This window comes from Streptomyces sp. NBC_00466, from assembly GCF_041433995.1.
GTDB lineage: Bacteria > Actinomycetota > Actinomycetes > Streptomycetales > Streptomycetaceae > Streptomyces.
The window spans coordinates 7,153,426-7,166,635 of record NZ_CP107896.1 but is presented as its reverse complement, the minus strand read 5'-3'; the positions used below and the strand labels follow the sequence as shown (position 1 = coordinate 7,166,635).

The following is a 13,210-nucleotide window of genomic DNA, read 5'->3' as shown; positions in this document are numbered from 1 at the left end:
GTGTCCGTGCTCCGGGTTGCCTGGATGTTAACGACACCATGAGACCGAAACAAGAGGTGCTCTTGAAATTCACGTCAGAGCGCTTCTCGTCAGCAGGAAGTCCGCACAGTCGGGCTGGCCACCTTGTTCACGCGGAATGTTATCGATACCATCCAACCGGTTGCCGGACTACGTCTTTCAGGAGCACCTGTGCACCAGCCCCGCCCTTACGAACGCGACCCGCGTTACTCCGCCACCGGTGGCACCGTCGTCACCGGCTGGGCCGCAGCCGTCGCGGACGTACCCACCGCCCCCACCGTGCTCGCACTCGACGGGCCCGCCGCCCTGGACTGGCCGACGGCCACCGACGGCCTCGCCGCCGCCCTGCGGTCCCGGGGCACTGAGGTTGCCGTGCTGGACATCCGCCGGCTCTGGTCCGCGAAGGCCGTCGAGCGGCTCTGCGTGCCCGGCCCGGACGCCGACCCGTTCTTCCTGCCGCTCGCCGAGTTCTCCATGAACGACCTCTTCGAAACGCCCCCCGCCCAGGAGCGTCCGCACGACGGCGTTCTGCTCGTCTTCGGTCCCGGCGCGGCCCTGTGCGGACCCGACCTGCTGTGGTGGGCCGATCTGCCCAAGCGGTACGCCGAACAGGCCGTCACCCGTGGAGAGTTGCCCCTCGCCGCCAATCTTGGCCGCCCTGACGTGCCCGGCGAGCTGCGGAGCCTCTTCTACACCGACTGGCCGGTCGGCGACCGTCACCGCGACAGCCTCGCCCACCGGATCGACCGCTGGATCGACCTGCAGAGCGAGCAGGCCCCCGCCTCACTGGACGGGGCCGCGGTACGGGCCACCCTCGCCGAGCTCGCCACCGGGCCCGTGCGTACCAGGCCCTACTTCAACTCCACACCGTGGGGCGGCCAGTGGGGAGTGCGCGAGCTGGGGTTCGTACCGCAGAACGGCAGTACCGCGCTCGGCTACGAACTCATCGCCCCCGAAGCCGGCGTCCTGGTCGGGCAGGACGAGGCCGCCCAGGTCGAGCTCCCCTTCCAGCTCCTGTGCGAACTCCACCCCCGGGAGTTCCTGGGCCCGGAGGTCCACCGCCGCTACGGCACGTCCTTCCCCATCCGCTTCGACTACCTCGACACCGTCGGCGGCGGCAACCTCTCCCTGCATCTCCACCCGCGGGAGCAGTACATGCGGGAGACGTTCGGCTGGCCCTACACCCAGCACGAGACGTACTACGTGACCGCCACCGAACCCGGTGCGCACGTCTACCTCGGGCTGCGGGACAGTACCGATGTGGAGGTCATGCGCAAGGAGGTCGAAGCTGCGGCCACGGACGGTGTTCCGCTGCACGTGGAGAACCATGTGCAGAAGCACCCGGCGGAAGCCGGACAGCTCTTCATGATCCCGGCCGGGACCCCGCACGCCTCAGGCGAAGGCAATCTGGTCCTGGAGGTCAGCGCCACCCCGTACCTCTACTCCCTGCGCTTCTACGACTGGTTGCGCAAGGGGGTGTCCGGCGCTCCCAGGCCCCTCTCCCACGAGCACGGGTTCGCCAATCTCGACACCGCGCGGCGCGGGGACGACGTGGTCAGGGACCTGGTACAGCAGCCGCGCACCCTGCGTGCGGGGCAGGGCTGGCGCGAGGAGGTCATCGGCGCGCTGCCGGAGATGTTCTACGCCGTGCACCGCTTCGTGATCGAGGGACCGGAGGCCGCCGAGGACAACACCGCGGGACGCTTCCACATCCTCAACGTGTCGGCCGGTGACGGCGTCGTGGTGGAGACCGCGGACGGCCGCCGCCACGACCTGGCGTTCGCGGAGACCCTCACGGTGCCCGCCGCTGTCGGCGCCTATCGGCTCCGGGCGGTGGGCGACCGTCCGGTGCACGTCGTGAAGTCGTTGGTGACGCAGGTATGAGCCACATTCCGGTCCTGGAGATCGGGGGTACGCATGTGACGGCGGCCGTCATCGACACCGGCGCCGGGCTGCCCGTCCCCCGCACGGTCGTACGGCGGCCGGTCGCGGCCGGTGCCGCGACCGGGGAACTGCTTGACGCGATCGCGGGTGCCGCGGACCGCGCCGACGTGGGCGAAGGGGCCCACTGGGGTGTGGCCATACCGGGCCCCTTCGACTACGCCGCCGGAGTCGGCCGCTTCCGGGGCATCGGCAAGTTCGAGTCGCTGCACGGTGTCGACGTGCGCGCGGAACTGCTGGGACGGCTCCCGGCTAACCCACGCGGCATCAGCTTCATCAACGACGCCGATGCCTTCGCCGTGGGCGAGTACCGGGCCGGCGCGGCGTCCGGTCACGAAAGGGCCGTGTGCATCACGCTCGGCACCGGGGTCGGCTCCTCGTTCCTGGCCGCCGGGCAGCCGGTCGTCGAAGGCCCCGATGTCCCGCCCTATGGCAGGGCACACCGGCTCACGGTCGACGGGCTCCCCCTGGAAGAGGTCGTCTCCCGCAGGGCGATCCGCAGGTACTACACGGACCTCGTGGGAGGAGCGGACGAGGGCCGTGCACCGGACGTGCACGACATCGCCGTACTGGCTCGCGACGGCGATCCGTACGCACAGCGGGCGATCGGGCACTGCTTCGGCGCCCTGGGCCGGGTCTTGGCGCCGTGGTGCGAGCGGTTCGGAGCGAGCCTGATGGTCGTCGGCGGGTCGATGACCGGCTCCTGGGACCTCGTCGGCCCCGCCCTCCGGGCAGGTCTCGAAGCAGCGGGATCCGGGACGGCACCACCGCTCGCCACCGCCCTGCGTCCCGCTGACGCGCCGCTGATCGGCGCCGCCCACTGGATCCTGCACCGGTCAGCCGGTGCCGCGTCCGTACGGACCTAGAATGACGGCGTCCTTGATCCACCGGCCGTACGACGACTCCGCAGGAGGCAAGCCCATGGCGCAGCACCGAGCGGGCGACGCCGGTGCGCCGACGATGCGCGATGTCGCCGCCCGCGCAGGGGTGAGTGCGATGACCGTCTCCCGGGTGCTCAAGGACGACACCCGGGTCAGCGGCACCACCCGGGAGCGTGTCCTGGCCGCCGTCGAGGCACTGGGCTACCGGCGTAACGAGACGGCACGCAGCCTCCGTCTGGGTGGCAGCGGGATGATCGGGCTGGTCGTCACCAACCTTGCCAACCCGTTCTACTCACGCCTGGCGCTCGGTGTGCAGGAGGTGGCGTCCGAGCACGGTCTGCGAGTTCTTCTCAGCAACACGGGCGAACAGGCCGACCGGGAAAGAGGACTTGTGGAGGACCTGGCGTCCCGTCAGGTCGACGGCGTGATCGTCGTCCCCGCGGGCAGCAGTCACCGCCACCTGGCGCCCGCCGCCCTGCGGGGCATGCCCATCGTCCTGGCCTCCCGTCCCCCGGCCGGCATGGATGCGGACTGTGTCCTGGTCGACGACTTCGGAGGAGCCGAACAGGCCACCGGTCGACTCGTCGCCGACGGTCACCGCAGGATCGGCTTCCTCGGCAACCCGCCCGCGCTCTACACCGGTGCCGAGCGGTTCCGCGGCTACTGGGCCGCCCACGAAGCGGCCGGAATCGAACCGGACGAGAACCATGTGCGGCGCGGACTGACCGACGTGGCCACCGCCGAAAGCGCCGCACGCTCCCTCCTGCAGGCACCTGACGCCCCGACCGCGCTCTTCTGCACCAACAACCGCCTCACCCAGGGCGCCATCCGCGCCGTGCGCGCCCTCGACACCTCGGTGGCCCTGGCCGGTTTCGACGACTTCGACCTGGCGGATGTCCTCGGACTGCCCCTGACGATCGTGTCGTACGACGCCGACGAGATCGGCCGCCGGGCCGGCCAGATGCTCATCGACCGGATCAACCATGCGTCCGCGGAGCCGATCCCCGCGCGCAGGACCGTCGTCCCCACCCACGTCATCCGCTACGGGACGCACTGACCAGAGCCGTGCGCGGCTCCCTTCTACAGCACCGGCCTGCCCTTTTCCGCCTCCCGGAATTCCTCACGGAGCACCCATGCATCACGACCGCACCGTCACCGAACGCCGACTCGACCGTGTGCTCAACCAGCGTTTGCGGCCCGCCGTTCACGGCCGCAGTGTCCCTCTCGACGTGGCGGTATGGAACGTCACCGGCGAACCCGTGCCCGTACGCGAAGGGCTCGACGCACCGTACGAGACGGTCCGCACCGGGGCGCTGTGGGGACCTGCCTGGTCCACCAGCTGGTTCCGGATCAGCGGCACCGTCCCCGCCGAATGGGCAGGGCAGCGTGTCGAGGCCGTTCTCGACCTCGGCTTCGGCACAGCCCAGCCCGGCTTCTCGGCCGAGGGTCTCGTGTACCGCGCGGACGGCACCCCGGTGAAGGCGCTGAACCCCCGTAACACCTGGCTCCCGATCGCCGAACAGGCCGCCGGTGGGGAGGAGTTCACGTACTTCATCGAGGCTGCGGCCAATCCGGTGCTCTTCGACTCCGGCAGCGAGGGCAACCCCTTCGTCCCCACCAGGTCCGGCGGGCTCGCCCCCTGGCTCGGCGGCGGCGAGGCACCCGGCGAGCCGCTGTACCGGCTGAACCGGATGGACCTTGCCGTCTTCGACTCCTCCGTCTGGGAACTCGTACAGGACCTGGACGTCCTCTCGGGCCTGATGCACCAGCTGCCCGAAGATTCCACCAGGCGCTGGCAGTTGGTGCACGCGGTGGACCGGGCCCTGGACGCCGTCGATCTCCAGGACATCAGCCGTACGGCCGCCGCGGCGCGTGAGATCCTCGCCCCCGCGCTCGCTTCGCCCGCGAACGCCGGGGCCCATCGCATCTCCGCCGTCGGCCACGCGCACATCGACACCGCGTGGCTGTGGCCCGTACGGGAAACCGTCCGCAAGGCCGCACGCACCGTCTCCAATGTCACCGCGCTGATGGACGACCACCCGGACTTCCGTTTCGTGATGTCCCAGGCACAGCAACTCGCCTGGCTCAAGGAGCAGCGGCCCGAGGTGTACGCCCGCGTGGTGGAGAAGGTGAAGAGCGGCCAGTTCCTGCCGACCGGGAGCCTGTGGGTCGAACCCGACACCAATCTCTCCGGCGGGGAGTCCCTGGTCCGGCAGTTCGTCCACGGGAAGCGTTTCTACCTCGATGAGTTCGGGGTGGAGACCGAGGACATGTGGCTGCCGGACACCTTCGGCTACACCGCGTCCCTGCCCCAGCTGATGAAACTCGCCGGCATCAAGTGGTTCCTCACCCAGAAGATCTCCTGGAACACCACCAACGCCTTCCCTCATCACACCTTCTGGTGGGAGGGCATCGACGGCACCCGGATCTTCAGCCACTTCCCGCCTGTCGACTCCTACAACGGCGACCTCTCCGGCGCCGACATCGGTCACACCGAACGGAACTTTCGCGACAAGGGCGCCGCCAACCGGTCTCTCGTCCCCTTCGGTTACGGGGACGGCGGCGGCGGACCCACTCGCGAGATGCTGGCCCGGGCGCAGCGGCTGGAAAATCTGGAGGGCTCAGCCCGCCTGGAGATGGAGGGTCCGTCCGAGTTCTTCACCAAGGCCCGGGAGGAGTACGCCGACGCGCCCGTCTGGGTCGGCGAGCTCTATCTGGAGCTGCACCGCGGCACGCTCACCAGCCAGCTCGCCACCAAGCAGGGCAACCGGCGAAGTGAACACCTGTTGCGGGAGGCCGAGTTGTGGTCGGCGACGGCCGCACAGCGCACCGGAGAGCCCTACCCGTACGAACTGCTGGACCGGGTGTGGAAGACGGTGCTGCTCCATCAGTTCCACGACATCCTGCCCGGCTCGTCCATCGCCTGGGTGCACCGCGAAGCCGAGGAGACGTACGCGGAGGTCGCCAGGGAACTCGGCGCCGTCATCGACACGGCGCTGCGCGCCCTCGCGGGCGGTCAGGACGGACGCGCGGGCGAGATCGTCTTCAACGCCGCACCGCATGCCCGCGACGGTGTCCCGGCGCTCGGTGGGTCACCGCGCCGGCGGGCTGCCCGCCCCGTCGCCCCACAGACCGGACCGGACGGTGGTCTCGTCCTGGACAACGGACTCGTACGGATCGCCGTCGACGCCCACGGTCTCGTCACCTCCGCCCGCGATCTGACGGCCGGCCGTGAGGCGCTCGCTCCCGGGTCGGTCGGCAATCTGCTCCAGCTCCACCAGGACTTCCCCAACCAGTGGGACGCCTGGGACGTCGACGAGTTCTACCGCAACACCGTGCGCAACCTCACCGAGGCGGACGAGGTCGCCGCGACAGCGGACGGCATCAGGGTCGTACGGAGCGTCAACGCCTCCCGCATCACCCAGGTGCTCACCCTCACCGAGGGCAGCCGCCGGCTCGACGTCGACACCGTCATCGACTGGCGGGAGTGCGAGAAGATCCTGAAGGTGGCCTTCCCGCTCGACGTCCGGGCGGCGGAGTCCAGCGCCGAGATCCCCTTCGGCCATGTCCGGCGGCCCACGCACACCAACACCAGCTGGGACAGCGCGCGGTTCGAGATCTGCGCCCACCGCTATCTGCACCTCACGGAGCCTGGCTGGGGCGCGGCCCTGGTCAACGACTCCAGTTACGGCCATGACGTCACCCGGGACGTACGCCCCGACGGCGGAACCACCACCACGGCACGGATCTCCCTGCTGCGTGCTCCGCTGTTCCCCGACCCGGACTCCGACCGGGGCGAGCACCGTCTGCGGTACGCACTGGTACTCGGCGCGGACATCCAGGACGCGGTCCGTGAGGGCTACCACTTCAATCTGCCCGAGCGTGCCGTGCCCGGCAGCTCGGCCGTCGACCCGCTCGTACGGGTCGAGGGTGAGGGTGTCGTCATCGAGGCGGTCAAGCTCGCCGACGACCGCTCGGGTGATGTGGTCGTCCGGCTCTACGAGTCGGCCGGCGGGCGGGCACGAACCACGCTCTCGGCAGGCTTCTCCCTCGCCGCGGCGCGGATCACGGACCTGTTGGAGCGTCCTCTCGACGACGAACCCACACTCACCTGTGCGGGGACCGGGGTGGCTCTGTCGCTGCAGCCCTTCCAGATCCTTACGGTCCGTCTGACCCCTGCGGGCTGACCGGCGTGGAAGCCGGACAGGCCGGTCGGATCACCCGCCGGGCGCATGACCCGCACCGTGGCGATGTTCAGCGTCGGTGCCCGGAGCGGTGTGCAGCGCCAGAACACACCTGTACCTGTGGCGCGCCACCGCCGGTGCCGTCGCCGCGCCGGACGAGGTGGTCGTCGACGCCACAGGCTGGTCGATGCGCGCTCGAGATGCCGAGCCGTCGCGACAATCGTACGTTGGCTGTCGCGGGACAGAACGAACGGAGATGAGCACAAGGCGTGGTCATGCGGACACGGAGGAGAGCTGTCCATGGAATTTCTGGTGGACATGGTGACTAGCGTCCCGGACGGCACATCCGACGAGGCCGTGTCACAGATGCGGGCCCGGGAGGCGGATCGGTCACGCCAGCTCGCCGCACAGGGGCACCTGCGGCGGCTGTGGCGCCCGCCCCTCGCCCCTGGCGAGTGGCGTACCTGGGGGCTGTTCAGTGCGCAGGACGCTGCGGACCTGGAGACGGTGCTCGCGTCGATGCCGCTGCGGGTGTGGCGACACGACACAGTCACACCGCTCACCGCTCATCCGAACGACCCGGGAACCACGGACTGATCCGGCGTCACGTCATTGATCCCCTCCTGGATGAAGAGGATGGGGCTCACCAGTCGTGAACGGACCCGTCCCGCAAGCGGTTGACCGGCAGGTACTTGCGCTCGTACGGAAACTTCGCGGCTGCCGCCTCGTCGAAATCGACGCCGATGCCGGGCTGGTCGCCGGGGTGCATCAGGCCGTCCTCGAACGTCCAGGAAGTGTGGAACACCTCCTCGTAGCCGGGCAGATGGGCCATGTACTCCTGCATGCCGAAGTTCGGTACGGACAGGTCGACGTGGAGTGCGGCGGCGAGCGATGCCGGGGAGAGGTCACCCGCGCCGTGCGAGCCGGAGCGCACCCCGTACAGCTCGGCCAGAGAGAAGATCTTACGGAGGTGGGTGATTCCGCCCGCGTGGGAGACGGAGGTGCGGACGTAGTCGATCAGCCGGTTGGTGATCAGGTGCTGGCAGTCCCAGATGGAGTTGAAGATCTCGCCGACCGCGAGCGGTGTCGTGGTGTGCTGGCGGATCAGGCGGAACGCCTCCTGGTCCTCGGCCGGAGTCGGGTCCTCGATCCAGAACAGCCGGTACGGCTCCAGGGACTTGCCGAGCCTGCCGGCCTCGATCGGGGTGAGCCGGTGGTGCACGTCGTGCAGGAGCTGGAAGCCGTAGCCGAACTCCTCGCGGACGGCGGCCATGTACGTCGGCACGAAGTCCAAGTAGGCGCCGGTGTCCCAGACCTCCTCGGTGGGGAGGGCGCCGTCGGCAGGCTCGTACGTCGCGCCGTCTCCCTTGCGCATGCCGTAGACGCGCTCCAGGCCCGGCACCGCCGCCTGCGCGCGCACCGCGCGGAAGCCCTTGTCGATGAAACGCCTTACGTCGTCGAGGAGTTCGGGGATCGTGTTGCCGCTCGCGTGGCCGTAGACGGTGACGCCGTCGCGGGCCGCGCCGCCGAGCAGCTGATACACGGGCAGGCCCGCGACCTTGCCCTTGATGTCCCACAGGGCTACGTCGACGGCGGCGATGGCGGTCATGGTGACCGGGCCGCGCCGCCAGTAGGCACCCTTGTACAGGTACTGCCAGAGGTGCTCGATGCGGGCCGGGTCCTTTCCGATGAGGGTCGGGCAGACGTGGTCGCGCAGGTAGGAGGCGACGGACAGCTCGCGGCCGTTGAGGGTCGCGTCGCCGATGCCGGTGACGCCGTCGGACGTGGTGATCCTCAGGGTGACGTAGTTGCGGCCGGGGCAGGTGACAGAGACCTCGGCGGAGGTGATCGTGGCCATGGGTTGCCGTTCTCTTCGTAGGACGGGAAAGCCGCTTCGTGGGGCGGACGGAGTTGCCTGGTGGGAAGACGCAGCGTGGGGAGGTGCAGGGTGGGGAGGTGCACAGTGGGGAGGTGCAGGGTGCCGGCCGTCGCACGGGTTCGGCGGCCGGCACCGGGGTTCAGGTGCGGGCCCAGCGCAGGGCGGCTTCGACTCCGTGAGTGTGCAGCGTCCGCGCGGCCTCGGCGACGGCGCTGACGAACGCCTCGTGCTGCGCCACTTGCTGGGGCAGCAGTCGGCCATCGGCGAGGATCAGTCTTGCTGCCTCGCCGGGTTCGGACGTACGCCGGGTCAGTTCGGCCAGGCGGGCCCGTGCGGCGTCGTGGACCGTGCCGAGCGCCTGCTCGTCGTAGGCGTCTGCGCCGCCGGTGACGATGCGCGTGTACGCGGCGACACCGGCGGCGAGTATCCGGGGCACCCGCCCTGCGGCCAGGGACTCCTCGATGACACCCGCCCAGCGCACCGGGATCTTCGAGGAACCGTCGGAGGCCACCTGGGCGGTGCGGTGGCCGAGCGCCGGGTTGGCGAACCGTTCGAGGAGTTCGGCGATGTACGCCTTGCCGGGCATGCCCTGCGGTTCGGTGACGGTCGGCAGGATCTCGTCCCGCATGGCCGCCTCGACGGCGGCGCCGAGCAGGTCGTCGGTGACGGCCTGCTCGATGGAGCGGTGGCCGCGCAACAGGCCCAGGTAGGCGAGGAGCGAGTGCGCGCCGTTGAGCAGGCGCAGCTTCATCAGTTCGTACGGGGCCACGTCTTCGGTGAAGACGGCGCCCGCGGCCTCCCAGGCGGGCCGGCCGGCGAGGAAGTGGTCCTGCAGTACCCACAGGCTGTACGGCTCGGCGGGCACCGGCACGGTGTCGCGGATGCCGAACGCGCGGGCGACCAGGGCGCGGTGCTCGTCGGTGGTGGCGGGCGCGATCCGGTCGACCATGGTGCTCGGTGTGGACACGGACGCGTCGAGGTAGGCCTGGAGGTCGTCGCGTTCGGGCGCGGGCAGTGCGGCAATGAACTCGCCCAGCAGTCGGCGTAGTTGGTGGCCGTTGTCCATCAGGTTGTCGCAGCACAGGACCGTGACGGGTGCCGCGCCCGTACGGAGCCGCTGCTGCAGTCCGCGCACGATGATCCCAAGCACGGTTCGGGGGGTGGTGTTTGCCAGGTCGGCGCGGACGAGCGGGTCGTCGAGGTCGAGATGTCCGCCGGGGCCGGAGGTGTAGCCCTTCTCGGTCACCGTGAGGGAGACGATGCGGGTCGTGGTGCTGCCGATCGCGGCGAGGACTTCGGCGCCCTGCCCGTCGGCGGCGAGGCCGGCGCGGTGCACACCGGGGACTGCGGCCGCGACGCCACCGTCGCGGCGCAACGTCAACACCGTGTACAGGCCGCCCTGTTCGGCCATGCCGGTGATCACCGGCCGGGGCCCGCGGCCGGGGCTCGTGGACACCCCGGTGATGCCCCAGGGCCCGTCGGTGTGGCGCAGCGCGTCGGCGGTGTGGACGGCCTGGTGGGCGCGGTGGAAGTTGCCGAGGCCGAGGTGGACGATGCCCGGTTCGGGCGGGCCCGGCGGCAGCGCGAGACCGGGGACGGGCAGGTGTGCCCGGGAGAGGCGGGGCAGGGTGCGGGTGTCCATGGTCAGGCCTCCCCGCCCGGCTCGATCAGGACTTTGAGCTGGGTGCGGTCAGTGAGTGCGGTGTCGAGGGCTTCGGCGGCCCGCTCCAGCGGGAAGGCGGCGGTGACCAGTTCGGCCAGCTGGATCCGCCCCGACGCGGCGAGCCGGACAGCTGCCGGGAAGTCCCCGGCGGCGTACCGGAAGGAGGTGACCAAGGACAGTTCCTGGCGCTGCATCCAGGCCAGCGGGAGGTCGGTGAGCGGCCGGTCCGGGTTGCCCACGACAACAGCGGTGCCTCCCGGGCGCAGGGCCCGGATCCCTGAGACCAGGGCGGGTCCGACGCCGGAGCAGTCCAGGACGAGGTCGTATCCGTCCGGGTCGGCGAGCGCGTATGCACGCTCCGGGTCGGGGGTGAGGTCGGCGGCATCCACGGTCGCGGCGCCATGCCGGGCGGCGAACTCCCGCCGGGCGGCGGCCACATCGGACACCGTCACGGATCCGGCCCCTGCCGTGGCGGCGACCTGCGCGACCAGCGCGCCGATCGGCCCGGCCCCGGTGACCAGGACCCGCGCGCCCGGTTCGAGCCCGCTGCGCCGCACGGCGTGCACGGCCACGGCGAGCGGCTCGACGAGCGCACCGAGCCGTACGTCCATGGTCCCCGGCAGCGGGTGTACGAAGTCCTGCGGAACGCATACGTAATCGGCGAGGGCGCCATCGGTGGGCGGGGAGCCGAAGCAGGTGCCCCGGGGGCAGAGGTGGTAGCGCCCGGCGCGGCACAGGGCGCAGCGTCCGCAGGGGTGCGCGGGCTCGACCGCGACGGCTGTGCCGTACGGCGGAGCGGCCACGCCCGCGCCGTGCCCGATGACGACTCCGGCGCCTTCGTGACCGAGCACGGTGGGCTGGCGCAGCACGTTCGGGCCGTTCTGCCCGTGGGCGTAGTAGTGCAGGTCCGAGCCGCACAGCCCGACCGCGCGGACGGCGACGAGGACCTCACCCGCCGCGGGCTCGGGCACCGGGCGGTCCTCGATGCGCAGGTCTTTGGGTCCGTGCAGCACGGCGGCGCGTTGCGTGGTCCTGGCCACGGGGCGAACCTTTCTGTCTACGGGGTGGGGGCGGGCCGGGACTAACGGGCCGGCAGCGGTTCGACGCTCTTGATCACGAACGCGTAGGTGAGGGCGCCGACGATCGACAGGGCGCCGGAGACGAGCAGCGGCACGAGGTACGAGCCGCCGGACCACACCAGCAGGTATCCGGTGACGATGGGGCCGAGGGCGCCCGCCACGTTCGAGGCGAAGTTCTGGATGCCTGCGAGGGAAGCGACGTGCCCGGCGGTGGGCGCGACATCCGCGGGCAGCGAGGCGACGGACGCGGTGGCGAAGGTCAGCGACGCGTAGCTGAGCGAGAGCAGTGCGAGGGCGCCGGCCGCGGTCGGCACGACAACCGCGAGCGCGATCACCGATGAGCACAGCGTTCCGGAGACCAGGCAGGTCTTGCGGACCTTGGTGGTGGACCAGCCCTTGCGCAGCAGCCGGTCGGCGGTGAATCCGCCGAGCAGCGATCCGCCGATGGCGACGAGACCCGGGACCGTCCCGAAGAAGCCGAGCTTGAGGAGATCGAATCCGCGCTCGTCGACGAGGTAGCTGGGGAACCAGGTGATGAAGAAGTAGATGACGTAGTTGAGGCAGAAGAAGCCGAGCATCATGCCCCAGACCGTCCGGTACCGGAACAGGTCGCGCCAGCGCACCTGCGCAGCAACCGCGCTCCCGGCGGGCGTCTCCTCCACGCGGGCGCCGCCCGCCTCGATGTAGGCGCGTTCCTCACCGGTCAGCTTCGGGTGGTCGGCGGGCTCGTGGTACAGCCTCCACCAGCCGATGATCCACAGGAAGCCGAGCAGACCGCAGGAGATGAAGGCGACGCGCCAGTGGAAGGCGGAGACGAGCAGGGTGACGAGCGGCAGCGCGATGGCGGTGCCGACCCGGGCGCCGTTGTCCCAGACACTGTTGGCGAGGGTCCGCTCGTGCCGCGGGAACCAGCGCGAGACCGCCTTGGCCGGGGCCGGATAGCCGGCGGCCTCGCCCGCGCCGAGCAGCAGGCGCGCCCCGACCAGCGTGCCGACGCCGCGCACCAGGCCCATGCCGACGGTGGCGACCGACCACCAGATGGCGCCGATGGCAAAGACCCTCTTGACGCCGAACCTGTCGAGCAGCGCGCCGGCGGGCAGTTGGCACAGCGCGTAGGTGAGGAAGAAGGCGCTGAGGATGAAGCCCTGGGTCTCGGGGCCTATGTGCAGGTCCTTCGACATGGTGGGCAGCGCGACGCTGAGCGTGGAACGGTCGAGGTAGTTGACCGCGAGACCGCCGAAGCACAGCAGGGCGATGCTCCAGCGGACGTTCTTGCCCCGGCCCCGGGGCCGGGTGGGGTGGGCCGTTCCTGGTGGGGCCTGCGTGGCCTCGGTTTCGGTGACGGGGCGCGTCGTCATCGGGGACCTCCGGTCGTCCTTGGCCGGTCGAAGGCGTCGTGGACATCGGACACGGCGACTCCTTCGTGCGGGGACAGGGGTGGTGTACGGGCGGATGTACAGGCGGGATGTACGAGCGGGGTGGGCTGCGGCCTGGGGGGACCGAAAGGGGGTGCGGGGACTCCCGACGACATTTTCTACTCCCCCGACGGCTTACATACAAGCCTT

General features: G+C 70.6%; 9 protein-coding genes. 5 read left to right on the top strand and 4 right to left on the bottom strand.

Going from position 1 to position 13,210, the window contains the following annotated elements; genetic code table 11:
• Nucleotides 1–189: 189 nt before the first annotated feature.
• The 5 genes from OG210_RS32090 (at nt 190) to OG210_RS32070 (ending at nt 7,621) form a co-directional block, all read left to right on the top strand.
• A complete protein-coding gene (locus tag OG210_RS32090; protein WP_328323141.1) occupies nt 190–1,902 on the top strand; it encodes a hypothetical protein in 1,713 nt (570 codons plus the stop codon).
• Nucleotides 1,899–2,825, top strand: a complete 927-nt coding sequence (locus OG210_RS32085) for an ROK family protein (protein ID WP_328323143.1) — start codon at nt 1,899–1,901, stop codon at nt 2,823–2,825. The genes OG210_RS32090 and OG210_RS32085 overlap by 4 nt, the downstream gene beginning before the upstream one ends.
• Before the next feature lie 55 nt (nt 2,826–2,880).
• Nucleotides 2,881–3,897: a LacI family DNA-binding transcriptional regulator gene (locus OG210_RS32080; protein ID WP_328323145.1), complete on the top strand. Its 1,017-nt coding sequence runs from the start codon at nt 2,881–2,883 to the stop codon at nt 3,895–3,897.
• Between the two features lie 76 nt (nt 3,898–3,973).
• On the top strand, nt 3,974–7,027 hold the full coding sequence (locus OG210_RS32075; protein ID WP_328323147.1) for a glycoside hydrolase family 38 C-terminal domain-containing protein: 3,054 nt from the start codon (nt 3,974–3,976) through the stop codon (nt 7,025–7,027).
• A gap of 297 nt (nt 7,028–7,324) precedes the next feature.
• Complete coding sequence (locus OG210_RS32070; RefSeq protein WP_328323149.1) at nt 7,325–7,621, top strand: muconolactone Delta-isomerase family protein; 297 nt, start codon at nt 7,325–7,327, stop codon at nt 7,619–7,621.
• Nucleotides 7,622–7,667: 46 nt separating this feature from the next.
• Here OG210_RS32070 and manD read toward each other — a convergent pair whose 3' ends face one another.
• From manD to OG210_RS32050, 4 genes are all read right to left on the bottom strand, one after another.
• Nucleotides 7,668–8,882, bottom strand: a complete 1,215-nt coding sequence (gene manD, locus OG210_RS32065; RefSeq protein WP_328323151.1) for a D-mannonate dehydratase ManD — start codon at nt 8,880–8,882, stop codon at nt 7,668–7,670.
• A 160-nt stretch (nt 8,883–9,042) separates the two neighbouring features.
• The gene (locus OG210_RS32060; protein WP_371540031.1) at nt 9,043–10,545 is read right to left on the bottom strand and encodes a mannitol dehydrogenase family protein; all 1,503 of its coding nucleotides are present in this window, start codon (nt 10,543–10,545) and stop codon (nt 9,043–9,045) included.
• Between the two features lie 2 nt (nt 10,546–10,547).
• Nucleotides 10,548–11,606, bottom strand: a complete 1,059-nt coding sequence (locus OG210_RS32055; RefSeq protein WP_371540029.1) for an NAD(P)-dependent alcohol dehydrogenase — start codon at nt 11,604–11,606, stop codon at nt 10,548–10,550.
• A gap of 41 nt (nt 11,607–11,647) precedes the next feature.
• Nucleotides 11,648–13,003 (bottom strand): MFS transporter, encoded by a 1,356-nt coding sequence (locus tag OG210_RS32050; RefSeq protein ID WP_371540028.1) that lies wholly within the window; start codon nt 13,001–13,003, stop codon nt 11,648–11,650.
• Between the last annotated feature and the right edge of the window lie 207 nt (nt 13,004–13,210).

Excerpts from the sequence above, each read along its gene's own strand:
- OG210_RS32080 (WP_328323145.1), top strand. The coding sequence starts at position 2,881 with ATGGCGCAGCACCGAGCGGGCGACGCCGGTGCGCCGACGATGCGCGAT.
- OG210_RS32070 (WP_328323149.1), top strand. The coding sequence starts at position 7,325 with ATGGAATTTCTGGTGGACATGGTGACTAGCGTCCCGGACGGCACATCC.
- manD (WP_328323151.1), bottom strand. The coding sequence starts at position 8,882 with ATGGCCACGATCACCTCCGCCGAGGTCTCTGTCACCTGCCCCGGCCGC.
- OG210_RS32060 (WP_371540031.1), bottom strand. The coding sequence starts at position 10,545 with ATGGACACCCGCACCCTGCCCCGCCTCTCCCGGGCACACCTGCCCGTC.
- OG210_RS32075 (WP_328323147.1), top strand. The coding sequence starts at position 3,974 with ATGCATCACGACCGCACCGTCACCGAACGCCGACTCGACCGTGTGCTC.
- OG210_RS32050 (WP_371540028.1), bottom strand. The coding sequence starts at position 13,003 with ATGACGACGCGCCCCGTCACCGAAACCGAGGCCACGCAGGCCCCACCA.
- OG210_RS32085 (WP_328323143.1), top strand. The coding sequence starts at position 1,899 with ATGAGCCACATTCCGGTCCTGGAGATCGGGGGTACGCATGTGACGGCG.